Source organism: Streptomyces sp. NPDC046977, assembly GCF_040644455.1.
Classification (GTDB): Bacteria; Actinomycetota; Actinomycetes; order Streptomycetales; family Streptomycetaceae; genus Actinacidiphila.
The window spans coordinates 1-18,410 of the sequence record NZ_JBEYWO010000033.1; the positions used below are offsets into that span (position 1 = coordinate 1).

The 18,410-nt window shown below is 68.1% G+C and carries 18 protein-coding genes and 1 pseudogene; 13 read left to right on the forward strand and 6 right to left on the reverse strand.

Annotated features, from left to right (window positions below):
* From ABZ883_RS35220 to ABZ883_RS35245, 6 genes are all read left to right on the forward strand, one after another.
* Positions 1-1,018: choice-of-anchor M domain-containing protein (locus tag ABZ883_RS35220; protein WP_360913618.1), on the forward strand; the 1,018-nt coding region annotated here is incomplete at its 5' end.
* Positions 1,019-1,125: 107 nt separating this feature from the next.
* Entirely contained in the window at positions 1,126-2,700 is a 1,575-nt protein-coding gene (locus tag ABZ883_RS35225; RefSeq protein WP_360913620.1) for an anchored repeat ABC transporter, substrate-binding protein, read from the forward strand.
* A complete protein-coding gene (locus ABZ883_RS35230) occupies positions 2,697-3,617 on the forward strand; it encodes a TIGR03773 family transporter-associated surface protein (protein ID WP_360913622.1) in 921 nt (306 codons plus the stop codon). The genes ABZ883_RS35225 and ABZ883_RS35230 overlap by 4 nt, the downstream gene beginning before the upstream one ends.
* Positions 3,614-4,369 (forward strand): anchored repeat-type ABC transporter ATP-binding subunit, encoded by a 756-nt coding sequence (locus ABZ883_RS35235; RefSeq protein WP_360913624.1) that lies wholly within the window; start codon positions 3,614-3,616, stop codon positions 4,367-4,369. The genes ABZ883_RS35230 and ABZ883_RS35235 overlap by 4 nt, the downstream gene beginning before the upstream one ends.
* Complete coding sequence (locus tag ABZ883_RS35240) at positions 4,366-5,304, forward strand: anchored repeat-type ABC transporter permease subunit (protein WP_360913626.1); 939 nt, start codon at positions 4,366-4,368, stop codon at positions 5,302-5,304. The genes ABZ883_RS35235 and ABZ883_RS35240 overlap by 4 nt, the downstream gene beginning before the upstream one ends.
* Positions 5,301-6,029 carry a class E sortase gene (locus ABZ883_RS35245; RefSeq protein ID WP_360913628.1) on the forward strand — a complete coding sequence of 243 codons (729 nt, stop codon included), beginning with the start codon at positions 5,301-5,303 and terminating at the stop codon, positions 6,027-6,029. The genes ABZ883_RS35240 and ABZ883_RS35245 overlap by 4 nt, the downstream gene beginning before the upstream one ends.
* 113 nt (positions 6,030-6,142) lie before the next feature.
* On the opposite strand, the gene ABZ883_RS35250 is transcribed toward ABZ883_RS35245, so the two are convergent.
* The gene (locus ABZ883_RS35250; RefSeq protein WP_360913630.1) at positions 6,143-6,535 is read right to left on the reverse strand and encodes an SCO5389 family protein; all 393 of its coding nucleotides are present in this window, start codon (positions 6,533-6,535) and stop codon (positions 6,143-6,145) included.
* Between the two features lie 62 nt (positions 6,536-6,597).
* Entirely contained in the window at positions 6,598-7,560 is a 963-nt protein-coding gene (locus ABZ883_RS35255; RefSeq protein ID WP_360913782.1) for an ATP-binding protein, read from the reverse strand.
* Positions 7,561-8,125: 565 nt separating this feature from the next.
* On the opposite strand from ABZ883_RS35255, the gene ABZ883_RS35260 reads away from it, so the two are divergent.
* Positions 8,126-9,289, forward strand: a complete 1,164-nt coding sequence (locus ABZ883_RS35260; RefSeq protein ID WP_360913632.1) for a GTP-binding protein — start codon at positions 8,126-8,128, stop codon at positions 9,287-9,289.
* A 115-nt stretch (positions 9,290-9,404) separates the two neighbouring features.
* Here ABZ883_RS35260 and ABZ883_RS35265 read toward each other — a convergent pair whose 3' ends face one another.
* Positions 9,405-9,707, reverse strand: coding sequence for a hypothetical protein (locus ABZ883_RS35265; RefSeq protein WP_360913634.1), 303 nt, complete (start codon positions 9,705-9,707; stop codon positions 9,405-9,407).
* Positions 9,708-10,095: 388 nt separating this feature from the next.
* Between ABZ883_RS35265 and ABZ883_RS35270 the strand changes: the two genes are divergently transcribed.
* The 3 genes from ABZ883_RS35270 to ABZ883_RS35280 all read left to right on the forward strand — a co-directional run bounded on the left by ABZ883_RS35270 (position 10,096) and on the right by ABZ883_RS35280 (position 12,541).
* Positions 10,096-10,524, forward strand: coding sequence for a Fur family transcriptional regulator (locus ABZ883_RS35270; RefSeq protein ID WP_360913636.1), 429 nt, complete (start codon positions 10,096-10,098; stop codon positions 10,522-10,524).
* A gap of 278 nt (positions 10,525-10,802) precedes the next feature.
* On the forward strand, positions 10,803-11,771 hold the full coding sequence (locus ABZ883_RS35275) for a permease (protein WP_360913784.1): 969 nt from the start codon (positions 10,803-10,805) through the stop codon (positions 11,769-11,771).
* Complete coding sequence (locus ABZ883_RS35280) at positions 11,768-12,541, forward strand: TIGR03943 family protein (protein ID WP_360913638.1); 774 nt, start codon at positions 11,768-11,770, stop codon at positions 12,539-12,541. Before ABZ883_RS35275 ends, ABZ883_RS35280 begins: the two co-directional genes overlap by 4 nt.
* A 114-nt stretch (positions 12,542-12,655) precedes the next feature.
* On the opposite strand, the pseudogene ABZ883_RS35285 reads toward ABZ883_RS35280, so the two are convergent.
* Positions 12,656-13,815: pseudogene (locus ABZ883_RS35285) on the reverse strand (GTP-binding protein).
* 5 nt (positions 13,816-13,820) lie between these two features.
* Positions 13,821-13,991, reverse strand: coding sequence for a 50S ribosomal protein L32 (gene rpmF / locus ABZ883_RS35290; RefSeq protein ID WP_360913640.1), 171 nt, complete (start codon positions 13,989-13,991; stop codon positions 13,821-13,823).
* Positions 13,992-14,363: 372 nt separating this feature from the next.
* Between rpmF and ABZ883_RS35295 the strand changes: the two genes are divergently transcribed.
* From ABZ883_RS35295 to ABZ883_RS35305, 3 genes are all read left to right on the forward strand, one after another.
* The gene (locus tag ABZ883_RS35295; protein ID WP_360913642.1) at positions 14,364-15,293 is read left to right on the forward strand and encodes a zinc ABC transporter substrate-binding protein; all 930 of its coding nucleotides are present in this window, start codon (positions 14,364-14,366) and stop codon (positions 15,291-15,293) included.
* A gap of 80 nt (positions 15,294-15,373) precedes the next feature.
* Positions 15,374-16,186, forward strand: a complete 813-nt coding sequence (locus ABZ883_RS35300) for a metal ABC transporter ATP-binding protein (protein WP_360913644.1) — start codon at positions 15,374-15,376, stop codon at positions 16,184-16,186.
* Positions 16,183-17,079, forward strand: coding sequence for a metal ABC transporter permease (locus ABZ883_RS35305; RefSeq protein ID WP_360913646.1), 897 nt, complete (start codon positions 16,183-16,185; stop codon positions 17,077-17,079). Before ABZ883_RS35300 ends, ABZ883_RS35305 begins: the two co-directional genes overlap by 4 nt.
* A gap of 250 nt (positions 17,080-17,329) precedes the next feature.
* On the opposite strand, the gene ABZ883_RS35310 is transcribed toward ABZ883_RS35305, so the two are convergent.
* Complete coding sequence (locus ABZ883_RS35310) at positions 17,330-18,391, reverse strand: hypothetical protein (RefSeq protein ID WP_360913648.1); 1,062 nt, start codon at positions 18,389-18,391, stop codon at positions 17,330-17,332.
* Positions 18,392-18,410 lie beyond the last annotated feature (19 nt).

Sequence of the window (18,410 nt, forward strand, 5' to 3'; positions counted from 1 at the left end):
GTGGACTGTCCATGTTGCCGCAGACGAATCCGTACAGCCCTCCGCACCCGCTACGGCCACCCCCACGCCAGGGGTGAACGAGCCCGGCAGCGCGAGCACCCCCCGCCCTCGCAGCAGCAGCGACCGGTCCCTGTCGGCGCTCGCGAAGACAGCCGACAGCACGGGGATCGCGACGCAGAACGTTGTCATCGACGACGGCCACGTGGATGCGATCGCCGGGAAGATGGTGGGCGGCACGCTGCGGACGCTGTTCAAGGACAGCCGCAATCCCGGCAACATCATCTGGCGGGAACCATCCTCGGTGGTCGTCCACGTCAAGCAACAGGCCAAGGAGAAGGTGCCCGGCAACAGCACCTACGCCTTCCTGGGCAAGCCTGGAAGCGACTTCTGGCTCATCCCGCAGGTCCAAAAGCAGGGCGTGGTCTGGGCCGGATGGAACACCGAGGCGCTCGGCAGCAGCGACTTCAAGGGGCCACTCGACATGATGCTGACCAAGGTCAGCGGACCGGGATCGCTGGCCATCTGGGAAACTGCGGGCCTGGGTGGGGCTCAGGTCCTCTACAACAGCAGGGACGGCCTTCCCGACTCCCAGAAGGTCAACCTCGGCGTCCACGCGCACGGCAACTGGGGCTTCAGCAAGCAGGGCGTCTACAAGCTGACGTTGCAGCTCAGCGGAACACTGGCATCGGGAAAGACCGCGTCCGACACCCGGACGTACACCTTCGCGGTCGGTGACGTCGGCACCTCGCACGTCACCCCCGGTGGCGGCAACACCACCGGGCCAGGCGGATCCACCGGCGGACCCGGCAAGACCGGATCTTCCGACGGTTCGACTCCGAGCGGCTCGGGTTCCTCCACTACCGACGGCAGCCTTGCCCACACCGGCAGCGGCCCGGCCCAGGCCCTCGCGCTCGGTGCCGGAGTGCTCGTTCTGGGAGGCGCCGCCGCCGTCGGCATGAGTGCGGCAGCCCGCCGGCGTGCTACCGCATCCGGCTCGCGCGACATCGCCCAGCCATGAACGGGTGCCCGCCACACCTTCGGCGGCGGGCACTCTTCCCCGGGCGGCGCCGGGCCCTGCTGTCCCCCTCACCCGGCGCCGCCCCCTGTCTAGGGAGTCCTCTTCTCATGCCTTTGCCCCGCCCGATGACCCGGGCACTGGCCACCGCGGCAGTCCTCGGTCTCGCCGTGACCGGCTGCAAGGGAAACGCCCGGCCCGTGGCCGACACCGACAACCCGAACGCAGCCCTGCGCGTGGTCACCACCACCGAAATCCTTGCCGACCTGGTACGTCAGGTCGGCGGCGACCGGGTCCAGGTCGACTCGATCGTGCCACCCGGCGGCGACCCGCACTCCTACGAGCCTACGCCCAGGGACGCCGACGCGGTCTCCAAGGCCGATGTCACCTTCACCAACCATCTGCTCCTGGAAGAGCACGCCCTGATCAAGACCGTCGATTTCAACGCACGCAAGGGCACCCCCAACGTCTCCCTCGCCGAGGCGTCGGAAACCTACGGCGCGAACGTCATCCCGCTGGTCGAGAACATCGGACTGGATGTGATCTGGCTCGGACTGCGGGTCCGCGGCGAAGGAGAAGCACGAGGAGCCACCCGCTCCTCCGACATCCTGCTGACGGCCACCGATGTCCAGGGCCCCGGTGATCTGGTGGCCTACCTCACGGAGTCCCTCGGTCAGCCGAAGATCTACTTCAACTCCGCCGACGGCTTCACCACCACGGACACCACCACTCTTCCACCGGCCGCCCACACTCATCTGAACTGGGCCTTCACCAAACCCGGCGTGTACAGGCTCAGCCTGGAAGCCAAGCTGAAGAACCCCGGGAACACGTCACCACAGCCGGTCGGCAGGGGAACCTTCACCTTTGCGGTGGGCGTCGACCCGCACACCGTGGCCGGACCCGGAGACACGATCCTGGACGACGGCCACACGGACCTGACGGTCAACATCGACACCGGGCAGATGTCCGCCTACACGGACCTGCGAACCGAAGGAAAGACGCAAGAGGAGATACCGCCCGGTGACGTCGTCATCGACGTACCCAACCGGGCCCTGGACAAGGTCCCTGCCGGCAAGCAGTTCTCCTTCCTCGGCCACCCTGGCGGGGACGTCTACCAACTGCCACAGGCAGTCCTGGGCAAGCACGTGCACGGCGAGATCGACCCGCACCTGTGGCAGGACGTCCAGAACGCCAAGGCCTACGTGCAACTGATCCGCGACACCCTCAAGAAGCAGGACCCCGACGGCGCCTCCGCCTACGACGCGAACAGCCGCCGCTACGAGAACCAACTCGACACCCTGGACGGCTACGTACGCGGTCGGATCGCCAGGATTCCCGCCGACAAGCGGCAGCTGATCACCACCCACGACGCCTTCGGCTACCTCGCCGACGCCTACGGCATGACCGTCGCCGGGTTCGTCGTCCCCAACCCCGCCCAGGAGCCCAGTGCGGAAGACGTCGAAAAGCTCTCCCGCACCATCGCGAACCTCAAGGTCCCGGCCGTGTTCATGGAACCCAACCTGGTCCAGCGCGCCACCGTGCTCACCCAGGTCGCCAAGGACCAGCACGTGAAGGTCTGCATGCTCTACGGCGACGCCTTCGACGAGCACGCCCGGCACTACACCGACATGATGCGGCACAACGCCGACGAGCTCCTGTCCTGTCTCGGAGGCAGCACGCCATGAACCTCCCCCCTCTACGCGCCGCAACCATCACGGTCACCGCACTGCTGATCGCCATGAGCCCCCTGACCGCCTCGGCAGCCCCCGCACCGTCAACGGCCCCGACCTCGGGACCGGAGTCCGACGCGGCACCGGAGACCGGCCGCGGTCGCACCGTCATCGGCGACGGGCACATCGACATGGGTCCGCGCTTCGACCACGGACGATGGACGGTGCAAATCCGCGACGACACCGGCAAACCCGCGGTATGGCGCAACACCGACGACGTGGTCCTGCAGGTCAAGGACCAGGCCAAGGTCGAAGTCCCGCAGGACAAGACATTCGCTTTCCTCGGCAAGCCCGGCAGCCACGTCTGGCTGCTTCCCCAGGTGCAGCAGGACGGCGTGCTCTGGCCGGGCTGGAACAGCCAGGAACCCGAGGTCGCCGCCACCGTCGAACGTGAGGTGACCTGGCAGCTCACCGACGTGAACGGCCCCGGCGACTTCATCCTCTTCCTCAACGGCAGCTTCGGCACGCCCGGCATCATCTTCGACGGACGCAAGCGGCTTCCGCAGGAGACGGGCATCGAGGTCAACAGCCACGTCCACGGCAACTGGGCCTTCACCCGTCCCGGCACCTATCTCATCCAGGTGCGGATGAGCGCGAAGATCAAGGACGGCACCGGCCACACCGACACCCGCACGCTGCGGTTCTCGGTCGGCCCGCAGGACCCCCACAAGGCCTTCGCCGCAAAGACTGCCCAGACCCCCGACGCCGCCAAACCGGCAGGACCGTCCACCGACGCCTCCTCCGCCGCCCTGTGGTGGGGAGCCGGAGCGGCCGCGGCCGCGCTGGCGGCATCCGTGGTCTGGCGCCGCGGCCGCCGCCTGCAGACCGCGCCCGGAGCCAGCGATGCCGCTACCGAAGGGGACACGAAGTGACTGACACTCCCGCGCTGAAGGTGGAGTCCGTCTCGGTGGAACTGGGCGGGCGCCTGGCCCTGCACGATGTCGACCTCGCCGTGCACACCGGTGAACTGGTCGGCCTGATCGGGCCCAACGGTGCAGGCAAGACCACCCTCCTGCGTACGATCCTGGGCCTGCTGCCTCCTCACGGCGGCGTCATTCGCCTCGACGGGCAGCCCGCCGGGCGTCGACGCGGCACCATCGGATATGTCCCCCAGCGCCACGAGTTCGCCTGGGACTTCCCGCTGTCGGTGGAGAAGGCCGTCCTCACCGGCCGCACCCACAAGGTCGGCTGGCTGCGGCGGCCCGGCAAAGCCGACCGTGAGGCGGTCCACGAGGCGCTCGAACGTGTCGCCATGACCGACCTGCGGAGCCGTCCGATCGGTGAACTGTCCGGGGGCCAGCGCCAGCGCGTCCTGGTGGCCCGCGCCCTGGCCCTGCGTCCGACTCTCTTGTTGCTGGACGAGCCGTTCACCGGCTTGGACGTACCCACCCAGGAACTGCTCACCACCCTGTTCCGGCAGCTGCAGCGGGAGGACAAAGCGCTTCTGATGACCACGCACGACCTGCCGGCGGCAGCGGACATGGCCGGCCGCCTGTGCCTGCTCAACAAAACAGTGATCGCCGACGGCCCGCCCGAGACCCTGCGGGACCCTGCGGTGTGGCTGCGCGCCTTCGGCGTGACCAAGTCCGACCAGCTCCTGACCTCCCTGGCGGTGACTCGATGAGCGCGATCGTCGACTTCCTCACCGGACCGTGGGAGCACCTGTTCATGCAGCGTGCGTTCGCCGTCGCCGTCATGTGCGGCATCGTCTCGGGCGTCATCGGTGCTCATGTCGTCCTGCGCGGCATGGCCTTCATCGGCGACGCGGTCTCCCACTCCGTCTTCCCCGGAGTGGCCATCGCCTTCGTCTTCCAGTTCAACCTGGTCCTCGGCGGCGCCATAGCCGGCCTGCTCACCGCACTGGCCGTAGCGGTCTTCTCCCAGAACCGGCGCCTGAAGGAGGACAGCGTCATCGGTGTCTTCTTCGCCGCCGCCTTCGGCCTGGGCATCGTCATCCTCAGCACCGCACCCGGCTACAGCGGATCCCTAGAATCCTTCCTGTTCGGACAGATCCTCGGCATCAGCGACGGCGACGTCGCCACCGTCGCCGTGATGGGACTGCTCCTGCTCCTGGTGGCCGCGGCCATACACAAGGAACTCGTCACCGTCAGCCTGGACCGGGAGACCGCCAAAGCCGCGGGACTTCCCGTCTTCGCCCTCGACATCGTGCTGTACGCGCTGGTCACGGTCACCGTGGTGATCTCCCTGCAGGCGGTCGGCAACATCCTCGTACTCGCGCTGCTCATCACACCCGCGGCGTGCGCGCGGCTGCTGACCGACCGTATCGGCACCATGGTGGTCCTCGCCCCCGCGATCGGCGCGGGGTCGGCCGTGGTGGGCCTGTACCTGTCGTACGCCTACAACCTCGCCGCGGGCGGCCTGATCGTCCTGGTCGTCACGGCCGTATTCATCCTGTGCTGGCTTCTTGCCCCGCGCCACGGGCTCTTGGTGGCCAGGCGCGGACGGCGCAGCCCCGCCGTTGAACCGTCCCAGGCTCAGGAGCCCGGGCCCCGGTCCACCCCGGACCGGGTACCGCTTGAGGAGTCGGCGACGTCGTGACCACGAGCCACCGGCTGCTTCGCGGCGCGAGCGATGCCGCGCTGACCCTGGGTCTGCTGCTGGTGCTGTTCGCGACCTACCTGTTGTGGTGGACCAACCACACCGCTCAGGCGCAGGCACGCCAGGAGGTGCACCGGCTGGAGCAGCAGTGGGCCCAGAGCGACCGGGTGGGCATCCCCGACAGGGCCGGTGAATCCGCCGCGGCCACGAAGAGCGACGGCTCCCGCCGGCCGGCGAAGGATCGCAGCCCGGGTGCGGGGGCGCCAGCAGAGCTGCGGTCCTTCGCGATCCTGCGGATCCCGCGGCTCGCGCTGAACGTGCCGGTCACGGAAGGCGTGGACAAGCACCGGATCCTGGACCGGGGCTTCGTCGGACACTACCCGGGCACGGCGCTGCCCGGCCGTGAAGGGAACTTCGCGGTGGCCGCGCACCGCAACACCCACGGTGAACCCTTCCGGTATCTGAACCGGATGCGCCCCGGCGACATTGTGACCGTCACCACCGCCGACGGCGACTTCCAGTACCGGATCGACTCCGTGCTGCCGCAGACCTCACCCAGCGACAGTGCCACCATTGCGCCGGTGCCGACCACGTCGCTGGCTCACCGGATGCGTGCCGTCGGGTATGACATACCCGGTCGCTACCTCACGCTGACCACCTGCACACCGGAATTCACCTCCCGCTACCGGATGGTGGTCTGGGGCCATCTCGTAGGAGTCCGCTGACCTGCGGCCGACAACAGCGCCCGTGCCCGCATGCCGGGCCTTATCCGTCGGCACGTCAGCACGTGTGTGGGGGACCGCAGTCCTGCGGTCCCCCACACACGTCCCGGACGGGGTCAGCAGTCACGGAACTCCGGCGATTGGTTGAGCACCTGGGACCGGACCGAGGTGAAGCGGGCGTGGATCTCGCCGCCCTGGTCCTCGGGCCGGAAGACGGCAACCCGGTGACAGTTCTGGAAGGCCAGCGTCACCCCGAAGTGCCGCTCCAGGCTTCCACGGATCGCGTCGCTCGCCAGGGCCCGCAGCAACTGGCCGCGTTCCTTCTCCGACGGCGGAGGAGTCTGGTTGTCGGCGAAGGTCGCGCTGCCGGCACGCAACTGGTCCACGAGTGCGGCGATCAGGTTGTAGGCGTAGGGCAGTGAGGTGCGGACGGTGTCGACGAAGTCCTGCGGGTCGACGTCGCCGCTTTCGGCGTCGGCAAGCAGCTGGGGCGAAACATCCAAAGACATGGCGGGGGTTCCTGTCGGGTAGCGGGTCGGATGATCGGTTGCGAAACGTTGCCCAGCGGTTATCAGGCCGCAGGCGTCGTCAATGCGGCGGGGCCGTGCCGGAAGTCGGGGTCGATCTGGTCGGCGAGGTTGCGGCCGGTGGCCCGGTTCGCCCATGCGGTGGCGTTGCGAAGGTGAAACTCGACGGCGTGAGCCTGGAACGCCGTCCAGTCCTTGTTGCGGGCGTCGAGGGCGGCCCGCAGCTGGCGCAGGGTATGGAGATTGTGCGGCTCGAGCTCTCCCTGGCCGCGGCCCTGTTCCTGGGCCCGGACCCAGGAGGAGTGCGCGCAGTAGGCCAGCAGGTCGTCGCCCACGTGCTCCTTGAGGAAGAGCAGGTCGTCCTCGTCCTGCACCTTGTTGCCGACCACCGCCAGGGGAATGCCGAATTCGGCGGCGTGGTCCCGGTACTGCCGGTATACCGATACGCCCTTGCGGGTGGGCTCGGCGACCAGGAACGTCATGTCGAAGCGTGTGAACAGGCCCGAGGCGAAGGCATCGGCGCCTGCGGTCATGTCGACGACGACGTACTCTCCCGGCCCGTCCACGAGGTGATTGAGGTAGAGCTCCACCGCGCCGAGCTTGGAGTGGTAGCACGCCACTCCCAGGTCACTCTCGTCGAAAGCGCCGGTGACCATCAGCGGGACCCCGCTGACGGGCTGGACATGCCGGGCGTGCACCGGGTCGTCGCCGAGGAGCCGCAACAGACGCGAGCCCCGCCCGGGCGGCGTCGTCTTGACCATAGCCTCGCGGGACGGGATCCGCGGATTGGTTCCCCGTAGGTAGTCCTTGATCTCGCCCACCTGGGTACCCAGGGGTGGGGCAGCGAAGGAACCACCATCCTGCAGCCCCAGCGCGTGCGCCAGGTGCTGGTTGATGTCCCCGTCGATGGCGACGACCGGCGCACCCGACTGGGCCAGATGCCGGGCGAAGAGAGCCGACAGGGTCGTCTTTCCGCTGCCGCCCTTGCCGACGAACGCGGCGCGCACCGTCACCACCACCTTTTGAAAATGGATGTCATGTTCCAAGACTCATCAGTTGCGGGAGCGGTGTCAAATCACGTGGGACCAACTGGCCCGGACTCGCAATGCAGTTCGAAGTTCAGGGAGTCCTTGGAATGCCTCGGGTTGCGGCGAGCGTGGCACTGGGAGGGGCTGGGGGCGGCGAGGACGTGCTTTAAAAATGGAAACCATATTCATTAGGGGCTGATGTGGAGCACAGACCGCCCAGCCGACGCAGGCAGCGGTCCAGCCTGGCTGCGCGTGCCGCGTGCCGGCACGCGGAGCCGGGGCGGGCGCTGGATCGTTCCTGCCAGGGGCACTACCCGCACTGCGTCTCGCTTGCGACCAGGTTTCGAAGGGCGGCGCTGCGGTGCACCCCGGCGCGGTCCTGCAACGGGATCCCCGGGATCGCGGGTGTGGTCAAAAGCCTGGGGCCCTTCGGGTCCGACGTCCTTGCCGAGGCGGCTGCCGGCTGGTTGCGGGGCGGCCTGCCGCGTCGTCTTCGTCCCGTGCCGGCTTTTCGGCAGCACCGATCCGAGCCGAGGGGAAACCTGTGCCCAAGGGCAGTCTGACGGTGGTCATCGGCAATACGCCGGCGTCGAGGGGCGCCGCGGTCGACGAACTGTCGCGAGCGCACCCGGACGCCGTACTCATGGCTGTCTCCGTTCACAACCGGGACAGCCGCTATCCGCTGGTGCAGCGCTTCACGGTCGGCGCGCACCCCGGGGCCATCCCGTCCACACCCCGTGGCGCCACCGGAGACCCCGCTGTCATCGTCCACCAGGACCTGATGGCCCTGCGTAAGGCGATGGGGAACCCGCGGGTCATCCTCGCCCTGCCTGATGAACTGGACACCGCGTCATTCGTGGTGGAGCTCTGGCGCCCCCGGGTGGGTCACAGTGCTCTGGAAGACCACTACGAACCGGCCCCCATCGTCATGGGCCTGGATCCCGGGTCCTTCCTCATCGACCTGAAGTGCGTCCACCAGGCGCAACCGCTCTGGGACGGCGGCAATGGGGCGGTGCGAATGACGACTGCGGAAATCGCCGCCCGCCAAGTGGAAGCCGCCGACTGCGTGTTCTTGCTCGGAACCTCCGGCGGCCAGCAAGGCGTCGACAGGGCCGAAGTCCTCGTACGCCACTTGAACCCTGCGGTAGCGCTACACGTTGCGGAGAGCAGTGGAGCCGTCGACGTACCTGCCGACAACAGCACACTCCTGGATGCCTGGCGACATCGCCTTGAACCGATACGAGTGCTTCGCGTCCACGGGGCCACCGGCCACGACATCGGTTCCTTCGTGTGGCGGACCCGCAGGCCCGTGCACCCCCAACGGCTGGCCGACGCGCTCGGGGTCGTCATGTTCGGAGTGCTGCGCAGCCGCGGTCACCTGTGGCTCTGCAGCCGTCCCGAAGCTGTGGTCCTCTGGCGATCTGCCGGTCCCCACCTCGAACTGCTGGAATCCGGGCACTGGCTGAAGGAGGACGACATCTCGGCATGGCAGACGGCCTCCGCGCAGCGCAGGACGATGGCCTCATGGTTCTTGCACACACGCTTCGGCGAACGCCGTAACGAGATCGCTTTCACGGGTGCTCTGCTTGACCACTGCCGCATTCGCGGTGCCCTCGATGCGGCCTTGCTGGACGACTCCGAACTCGCGCTGGGCCCGCAGAGCTGGGCATCCGTCCATGACCCGCTGCTTTTCGAAGCCGACCCGTGAACGAACTCAGAGCTGGGTCACGCGCGCAGCCCCGCTGCACCGACCGTAGTCGTCCTGGGGCTCATGAATGCCGCTGCCGCGCCGGGGGCTGCACCCGCCGGCGGGGGGAGTCGTCTCAGTGGTCGTCCCAGTGTCCGTCGTGGGCCGCGTGACGGTGCCCATCGTGGACGTAGTCGACGTGGTCACCATGCGGCACGCCAACATGCCCGCAATCCTCGGCGTGCTCGTGACTGTGCCCCTCGTGGGCCACGTGCGCCGTCGCCTCGCATTCGTCGATGTGGTCGCCGTGGGTGCGATGAACGTGTCCGTCGTGGGCGTAGTCAGTGTGATCGCCGTGCGGCACGGAAACATGGCCGCAGCCTTCGCCATGGGTGTGCTCGTGCTGGTCGTGCGGGCGGTGCTGGTCTGTGCTCTGCATCCGAACTCCTTCGGGACGCCTCGCGCGTGCACGAGCCGCCGGTCACTCGTCACCACTGGCGCATCTCCGGCCGAAAGGCATCGTATCGCCGGATATGCTCCCATCGCTCGCCGATGCCCGCACCGACGGACACGGACAGGCCCGCGTTTATCGCAGAAGTAGATGGTTTTGAAATTCGTTCTCATCTACTCTGGAGGCACCTTGAACTCCGCCGTCACAAGGCCCCGCAACTGTCGAAAGAGACCCTCCATCGTGATCGCCGCCATAGCACCACCCATCCGCCGCCGGCCACTCCTCAACAGCTCCGGTCCGCTGTGACGCTCGCCGGTGAGCAGGCCTGGACCGTCACGTACGGTCGATCCGCTGTTGCCCCGACCTGGAGGCCGGCGTGACAGCCATCCGTTACGACGGAGAAGTGGTCGTGCTGGGCGGCCGACGCACCCCTCAACGCAAATGGGTCCTGAACGCCCTGATCGACAGCAATGGCTTCGTGAGCGCGCAGACCCTCTACACCCGCCTGGTCCAGCTGGGTAGCCCGGTGGGGCTGAGTACCGTGTACCGGACCCTCAGAGTTCTGACCGAGGGCGGCCGCGCCGACATCGTCCGAGACAGCAACGGCGAGCGGCTCTTTCGCTACCGCCCATCTGTCGAACATCAGCATTACATCCTGTGCCGTCGCTGCGGACTCAGTACGGCGGTCGAAGCCACAGCGGTTGAGGCGTGGGCCAAGAACGTCGCCACATTCTCGGGCTTCGCCGAAGTCGAGCACACGGTCGAACTCAGCGGTCTGTGCCCGCAGTGCCGCGTACGGGGATGAGTGTCGGCAACGTCCGAGACGGTGACGCTCGCAAGTTCGGCGAGGTCTGGCTCGCGTCGCTTTCGGGCGTCGAGAAGAACCGCTCACTGCCCCAAAGTTTCGTCACATATGGTGCGAATAGCGCAGATCTGACGGCGCAGGTCGTTAACCTGGCCTCACAGTTGGAAGGTGAGGGTATGGCCGATCACGACCGTGTCTTGGTGCCGTCACGGCCATCCGAGCGCGAGCAGAGCCGGTCATCCGGTCTGGGAGGCCCGATTCGGTGGGCAGCCGCGGCCATGCGCGCTGGCGTCGTCGTGGCCCTCGCCGGGTGCGCAGCAGCGCTGGTCGGTATCACCAGCGTCCTTCTGGGACCTGAACTCGTACTCTGGCTGAACACTGGCGCCGCGGCGGCCTGGCGGACCGTGTTCATTGCGATCGTCGTCCAGGGTGTGCCGTTTCTCCTGCTCGGTACCTTGGTCTCGGCAGCCATCAGCGCCTTCGTCCCAGCCCACGTCTTCACACGCGTACTGCCCCGCAACCCCGTGCTCGCGGTGCCCGTGGCGGGTGCTGCGGGTGTTGTGCTCCCGGGATGCGAGTGCGCATCAGTTCCCGTCGCGGGCAGCCTGATGCGCCGCGGGGTCACCCCAGCTGCCGCCCTCGCATTCCTGCTGTCCGCCCCGGCCATCAACCCCATAGTGCTTGTCGCCACCTACGTGGCTTTCCCTGCCAGCCCGCAGATGGTGGCGGCACGGTTGCTCGCCTCACTGGCCACTTCTGTTCTCATGGGCTGGCTGTGGCTCACGGTCGGCCGTCCCGAGTGGTTGCGGCTGTCCAAGGGCCCGACCGGTCACGCCCCGGGCGCCGGCCGGCTGGAGGAGTTCAGGCTCTCACTTCAGCACGACTTCCTTCACGCCGGAGGGTTCCTCGTCCTGGGCAGTGCGGCCGCAGCCACCTTCAACGTCGCCGTCCCGCACTCCGTGCTGAGCCTGTTCTCCGACAACCCCTGGCTGTCGGTTCTCATGCTCGCGCTGCTCGCCGTCGTCCTGGCCGTCTGCTCCGAAGCAGACGCCTTTGTCGCGGCCTCACTCACCGGGTTCTCCCCGACCGCACGGCTCGCCTTCATGGTCGTCGGCCCAATGGTCGACCTGAAACTCATCGCCTTGCAGTCCGGTACCTTCAGTCGCGCCTTCGCTTTCCGCTTTTCCTCGGTCACCTGGATCACGGCAGTGCTGTGCAGCGCCGGCGTCGGATGGTGGCTGCTGTGAAACGCAACCTGCAGGTTCTCCTGTTGCTTCTCACCGGTGCAGGGCTGCTCCACATCACGGTGTTCACCGACCTGTACCTGCGTTACGTCCAGCCCGGTCTGCGACCGCTGCTCATCGCGTCGGCAGTGGTGCTGACCATCCTCGGCGTCGTCAGCGCTGCGCGAGACGGCTTTCCGTTCACCCGCCACAGCGGTCATGACGGCCACATGCAAGACCAGGATCGTGGCCACGACGTCAGCCACGGCCACGACCACACCTCAGGCCCCCTCATCGCCTGGCTGTTGTACGTCCCAGCATTGATCTTGATCCTCTTCGCGCCGCCGGCGCTGGGCTCGTACACCGCCGCCCGCGACGATGCCCGCGCTTCGGTGGCAGGCGCCGGTGGTTTCCCAGCGCTTCCCGGTACTGGGACGATCACCCTCTCACTGAGCGAGTTCAGCTCTCGCGCCGTGTGGGACACCAGCAGCTCCCTGCAGGGACGCACCGTGCGCCTCACGGGTTTTGTCACGCCCGGCGATGATGGCATCTGGTACCTGAGCCGCCTGCTCGTCTCCTGCTGTGCCGCCGATGCCCGGGTTCTCAAAGTGCGCATCCATGCAGCCGCGCCACCGCCCGCTGACAGTTGGGCGACGGTGACCGGCACCTGGCACCCGGAGGGCAAGCCAGGCACTGACTCCGCCAACCCGTCCCTGGACGCCCTGCGGGTCCAGCGAGTCGACGCCCCGGCCAACCCGTACAAGGATGCCGCTGATACGCGGAAACGGAACTGACGCCAATACGTGGCGAAACAGCAGCGTCGGCCTTGCGAATCGGTCTGTGGCGGGGCCGGGCAGTGCCGTGGCTGCGGCCACCGCCCGGCCCGGGGTCTAGAGGGACTGCGTCAACTAACCCGCATGCTCGTGCTCACAGGCATCGTCCGCCTCGTGGACGAGCCACTCGGGAAACGGGTCGCTCGCCGGGGCGTCGTCCTCGTCGGCCATCAGGCAGGCCGTCAGTGCCGCGTGCAAGGCCTCCGAGCGCAGGCCCACTCCGATGAACACCAGCTCCTGGGCGTGGGGCGAGTCGGCCTCAAGAGCGCCGGAGGGTTCGAACCGCGCGACGGAACCGGCCTGCGACCACAGCCCCGTCACCTGCGGCCTGCTGACGAGGCGGAAGAACCCCTTGGAACGCAGCACTTGCCCGAAGGCGCCGCTGTCGAGACTTCCCGTGACGAAGGCCCACAGGCGCCCGGGATGAAAGAGGCGGTCGGAGCGAAAGACGGTGCTGGAGATGCCGTACTCCTCGGTCTCCGGCACATGGTCCCCGTTGAGTTCCATGACCCACCCAGGAGCTTGCTGAGCCCGTTCCAGGTCGAATCGCCCGGTGCCGAGCACCTGACGGACATCGACCCGACCGTGCCGGGCCGGCACGATGTGCGCGGCCGGGTTGAGGCGCGTGAGCGTCGCCTGAAGCCGGTCGGCGTCGCGGTCGTCCACGAGGTCGAGCTTGTTGAGCACGATGACGTCGGCGAACTCGATCTGGTCCACGAGCAGGTCGCTGACCGTACGCTCGTCGTCCTCGTACTGGTCGAGTCCACGTTCGGCGAGACCGTCCCCGCCTGCGAGTTCGGACAGGAAGTTCGCGGCGTCGACGACGGTGACCATGGTGTCGAGCTGGGCCAGATCGCCGAGCGTCGCGCCGTCGTCGCGGGGGAAAGCGAAGGTCGCAGCCACCGGCATCGGCTCGGAGATGCCGCTGGACTCGATGAGCAGGTAATCGAAGCGCCCCTCCCCGGCCAGCCGGGCCACTTCTTCGAGCAGGTCGTCCCGCAGGGTGCAGCAGATGCAGCCCCGTTGGTCATCTCGACCAGGCGTTCCTCTGTGCGGGACAGGGCCGCCTGGCCGCCACGCACCAGTGCGGCATCGATGTTGATCTCGCTCATGTCGTTGACGATCACCGCGACACGCAGGCCGTCGCGATTGCGGAGCACATGGTTGAGCAGCGTGGTCTTGCCCGCGCCGAGGAAGCCCGACAGCACCGTCACCGGCAGTCGATCGTGTGCCACGCCCGTCAGCCTTCCGGGCGGAGCAGGCCTCGCTCGTAGGCCCTGGCCAGCCTGCGAGGTACCCGGTACACCGATCCGTCCACCACGACGGGGACCAACTCCGCCGGAGTGGCCTTCCACTGGGCCCGGCGATGGCGGGTGTTGCTCCGAGACACCTTGCGCTTCGGTACGGCCACGACAGATCACTCCTCGTTGAAGTCGAGGCCACGCTATATGAAAATGATTTCCGTTACAAAAAGGGTCCGTAGTGGCCACTCCGGAGGGTGGGGTGACAGATTTCGGCGCCGAAGTGTCGCGATGGCAAGCACCTGACGCGCGACGCCCCCCTTCGCCGGTAATACGGCGCCTCAAGCGCACGCTCGCCCTGCCATCGACTTCGGCAGCGGCGCGAGCTGCTGGGGGCGTGGAGTGAGGGTGCGGCAGCCTTCGCGGGCTCTTTACTTACCCCATGTCGATAGTGGTAGTCGTTTTCATCTAAGCTGCCTGTGTGTGCGTGGCCATGAGCCCGCTCCAACGACTTCTCTTCGTAGGCCTTGGAGGCTTCCTTCATGTCCCAGTCTTCTTCCCGCCTTGCCGTGCTGCTGGCCGGTGCCGCATCGCTCAGCCTGCTGACCGGCTGCGGGGGTGCCTCCGACGACGCCGCCAGCGACAAGAGCAGCGGTTCCGCGTCCAAGGTCACCGTCGTCGCCTCCACCAACGTCTACGGCGACATCGTCGAGCGCATAGGCGGCGACCGGGTCGACGTCACGTCGATCATCAGCGACCCCGACCAGGACCCGCACTCCTACGAGGCCAGCACCCGCAACCAGCTCGCCCTGTCCAAGGCGAAGGTCGTGGTGGAGAACGGCGGCGGCTACGACGACTTCATCGACCGGATGCTGGACAGCGGCAACGCCTCCGTGGACGTCATCAACGCCGTCGAGGTCTCGGGCCACACCGCTCCCGCCGGCGAGGAACTCAACGAACACGTCTGGTACGACTTCCCCTCGGTGAGCAAGATTGCCGACCGCATCGCCGACGCCCTGGGCAAGGCGGACCCGGACAACGCCGCCACCTTCACCAAGAACGCGGCCGCCTTCAAGGAGAAGGTCACTGCGCTGGAGGACAAGGAAGCCGCCCTCAAGTCTGCGCACACCGGCGACGGCGTGGCGATCACCGAACCGGTGCCGGTGTACCTGCTCGAAGCGTCCGGCCTGGTCAACAAGACCCCCGGGGAGTTCAGCGAGGCCATTGAGGAGGGCGACGACGTGTCCGCCAAGGTCCTCAAGGCCACCCTGGACCTCTTCTCCGGCAAGAAGGTCAAGGCCCTCGTCTACAACGAGCAAACCTCCGGCGCCCAGACCGAGAAGGTCAAGTCGGCCGCCGAGGCGGCCGGTGTGCCCGTGGTGCCCGTCACCGAGACCCTGCCCGAGGGCAAGGACTACCTGACCTGGATGGGCGACAACGTCGACGCACTCGCCGACGCCCTGAACAAGTGACCGGCGAGACCCCGCCGTCGGTACCCGGGCCCCGTACCGGGAACACCGGCGGTCATGGCGGGCCGGGGCCCCTGATCCGGATGAGGAAGGGCGGTCTGCGGTACGGGGACCGCACCCTGTGGAAGGACCTCGATCTGGACGTGGCCCCCGGGGAGTTCTGGGCGGTGCTCGGACCGAACGGCTCCGGCAAGTCCAGTCTGGTCCAGGCCCTCCTGGGACGCCGGCCGCTGTCCTTTGGCAGCCTCAGCGTCCTCGGCGGCCAACCCCGGCAGGCCGCGCGCCACATCGGGTACGTGCCGCAGCAGGGAACAGCCACGTCGAACGACATGGTCCGGGCCCGCGATCTGGTGGGCTACGGCTTGGACGGACACCGGTTCGGGCTCCGCCGGCGCGACGCCGCCACCCGGCGCCGCATCGACGCCATCCTGGATGCCGTCGGCGCGTCGGCCTACGCGAACGCGCCGCTCGGCTCCCTCTCGGGCGGCGAACGGCAGCGCGTCCGCATCGGGCAGGCCCTGGCCACCGACCCGCGCGTGCTGCTGTGCGACGAGCCGACACTCTCCCTGGACCTCCACCACCAGCGGGCGGTGACCGAGCTCATCGACCGCAGGCGCCGAGAGCACGGGACCGCGGTGGTGTTCGTGACCCATGAGATCAATCCCGTCCTCGACCTGGTGGACCGGGTGCTCTACCTCGCCCCACAGGGACACCGCACCGGTACGCCGGAGGAGGTACTCACCTCGGAGTCCCTGTCGGCCCTGTACGGCTCGCAGGTCGACGTGCTGCGCGTACGAGGCAGGATCGTTGTCGTCGGCACCCATGACCAGCAGGCTGTGCACCACCCAGAACTCGATGCTGCGGACGAACATGCGACGGACGGAGCACGCCCATGACGGCAGCTGAGATGTGGCACCAGATGTTCAACTTTCAGGACTACGGCGCCCTGCTCGGCCTGGTGCGCAACTCACTGATCGTGGGCGGCGTGCTGGGGCTGGTCGGCGGGCTGACCGGAGTCTTTGTGGTGCTCCGGGACCTGCCCTTCGCGGTCCACGGGATCAGCGAGCTGTCCTTTGCAGGCGCCTCGGCTGCCCTGCTGCTCGGGGTGAACGTGGTGGCGGGCTCGATCGCTGGCTCGCTCATCGCCGCCCTGGTCATTGGAGTGCTGGGCGCCCGCGCCCGGGACCGCAACTCGGTGATCGGCATCCTGATGCCGTTCGGGCTCGGCCTCGGTGTGCTGTTCCTGGCCCTCTACAAAGGTCGCTCCGCCAATAAGTTCGGTCTGCTGACCGGCCAGATCGTCGCCGTCGACAACCCTCAGACCGGATGGATGCTGGCGGTGTCCGCACTGGTACTGGTCGTCCTCGCTGCCATCTGGCGTCCCTTGACCTTCGCCAGCGCCGACCCGCAGGTCGCCGAGGCGCGCGGCCTGCCCGTCCGTGGCCTGTCCGTGGCCTTCATGCTCCTCCTGGGACTGACGATCGCCCTCTCTGTACAGGTAGTTGGAGCACTCCTAGTCCTCAGCCTGGTCGTCACCCCCGCCGCCGCGGCCTCCCGGGTGACAGCCTCTCCGGTACTCCGGCCCCTGCTCAGCGTGCTGTTCGCCATCGTCGCCATGGAGGGCGGCATCCTCCTCGCCCTCGGCAGCAGCATCCCCATCAGCCCCTACGTCACGACGATCTCTTTCCTCGTCTACGTCGTGTGCCGGCTGATCGGGACCCGTCGCACTCGACACGGACGGACAATCCGCACCGTGACAGGGCTTGCCGGCGAATCGGTACGCCTCTGAAGTGCTTACAGAGCCTGCAAACTTCCCTGCCGCCAAGCCTCCAATCGGGCAGTTGGTCGGGACTCGGCGTGAGCGAAGTGACGTAGACGAATCCGCGGGAGGGGACGCTCGCAGCCGACTCGTTGGAATGCAGATCGGCCGAAGGTCGCCACGTCAGGGCATCGAGGGCGGCGCCTTCGGCCTGTAGGACTCCCGGACGCAAGAGCGGCGGCATCCGGGCGGGTGCCGCCGCTCGGCGTTGACGCCGGGGTCAGGGCCGGCGCCGCCGGCGGGTGAGGTCGGGGACCGAGGCATGGGCGACCACCTGCTGCTCCAGGGCCGCGTTGGTCTCCTTGAGCTTGCTGTTCTCGATCTCCAGGACGTGGACGATTCTGGCCAGGAGCTGCGCCTGCCCGCGCAGATCGTCGCGTTCGGCGCGGACGCGGGCCAGGTCCTGCTGCTGCTTGGCCGCACGGGCCCGCGCCGAGTCGGACAACGTCTCGGGGACGGGGGTGCGGGCCTTGACCAGGGCATAGAACAGGTCCTTGAGGCCGGTGTGCTTGTGGGTGAGCTTGTTGCGGCGCAGTCCGGCTTCGGCGGCCAGGGAGACAACGGTCAGCTTGCCGTCGGAGTGCAGCGGGGCGCCGATCAGCAGGCGCACCATGGCGTCGGTGATGGCTCTGATCTCCGCGGCGTCCTCGGTGGCTGCGTAGCCCTGGGCGTGGGCCAAGGCCTCGCCGACGAGCTGGGCCAGCGCCGCGCTGTCGCGCGGTCCGGGGGCGGCCGCGGCAGGGCCATTCATTGTCGCTCCGCAGGTTCGGTGTCGGCCGGCGGCTGGGCGTCGTGGCGGCGGATGATGACGGTGAGTTGGTTCTTGCGCTGCTGTTCGCGGGCGGCTGGGGTAGGGGTCGAGGCCAGCGTCGGCGGCGGCGTCGATCCGCGCGACCTCGGTGCGCAGGGCGGTGATCTGGCTGTCGGTGCGGCTGATGTTCGCGCACGCCGGGTGGCAGCGGGAGTGGTCTGGGGTGTTCCGGCCGCTGTCGCCTGCCCGGTCACGGTCGGGGTTGCACAGCGCGGTGAACGCGTCGTGGTTGCAGGTCAGGAACGCCTTCGGGTCCTCGTAGACCTGGAGGCGGGGGTTGGCTACCAGCGCGCGCAGTTCGCGTTTGCCGAGGTAGGTCCCGGTGTAGCGGTCGGAGAACTCGGCGGCCGCGGCGCGGTAGCGATCGGCGGCCGGGCCGCTGACCTGCTCGCCGGCGGCCAGGCGTTCGCTGGCCTCGGTGAGGGTCTCGGCCAGGGCCAGGCCCTTCTCCTGGTCCAGGACCTCGAGCATGTCGGTCGCCGGGCGTGAC

What these genes read in the sequence shown, in the direction of transcription:
- ABZ883_RS35230 (WP_360913622.1), top strand. Translation starts at nt 2,697, where the DNA reads ATGAACCTCCCCCCTCTACGCGCCGCAACCATCACGGTCACCGCACTG.
- ABZ883_RS35275 (WP_360913784.1), top strand. Translation starts at nt 10,803, where the DNA reads ATGCGCGCTGGCGTCGTCGTGGCCCTCGCCGGGTGCGCAGCAGCGCTG.
- ABZ883_RS35310 (WP_360913648.1), bottom strand. Translation starts at nt 18,391, where the DNA reads ATGCTCGAGGTCCTGGACCAGGAGAAGGGCCTGGCCCTGGCCGAGACC.
- ABZ883_RS35265 (WP_360913634.1), bottom strand. Translation starts at nt 9,707, where the DNA reads ATGCAGAGCACAGACCAGCACCGCCCGCACGACCAGCACGAGCACACC.
- ABZ883_RS35240 (WP_360913626.1), top strand. Translation starts at nt 4,366, where the DNA reads ATGAGCGCGATCGTCGACTTCCTCACCGGACCGTGGGAGCACCTGTTC.
- ABZ883_RS35300 (WP_360913644.1), top strand. Translation starts at nt 15,374, where the DNA reads ATGAGGAAGGGCGGTCTGCGGTACGGGGACCGCACCCTGTGGAAGGAC.
- ABZ883_RS35250 (WP_360913630.1), bottom strand. Translation starts at nt 6,535, where the DNA reads ATGTCTTTGGATGTTTCGCCCCAGCTGCTTGCCGACGCCGAAAGCGGC.
- ABZ883_RS35295 (WP_360913642.1), top strand. Translation starts at nt 14,364, where the DNA reads ATGTCCCAGTCTTCTTCCCGCCTTGCCGTGCTGCTGGCCGGTGCCGCA.
- ABZ883_RS35305 (WP_360913646.1), top strand. Translation starts at nt 16,183, where the DNA reads ATGACGGCAGCTGAGATGTGGCACCAGATGTTCAACTTTCAGGACTAC.
- ABZ883_RS35225 (WP_360913620.1), top strand. Translation starts at nt 1,126, where the DNA reads ATGCCTTTGCCCCGCCCGATGACCCGGGCACTGGCCACCGCGGCAGTC.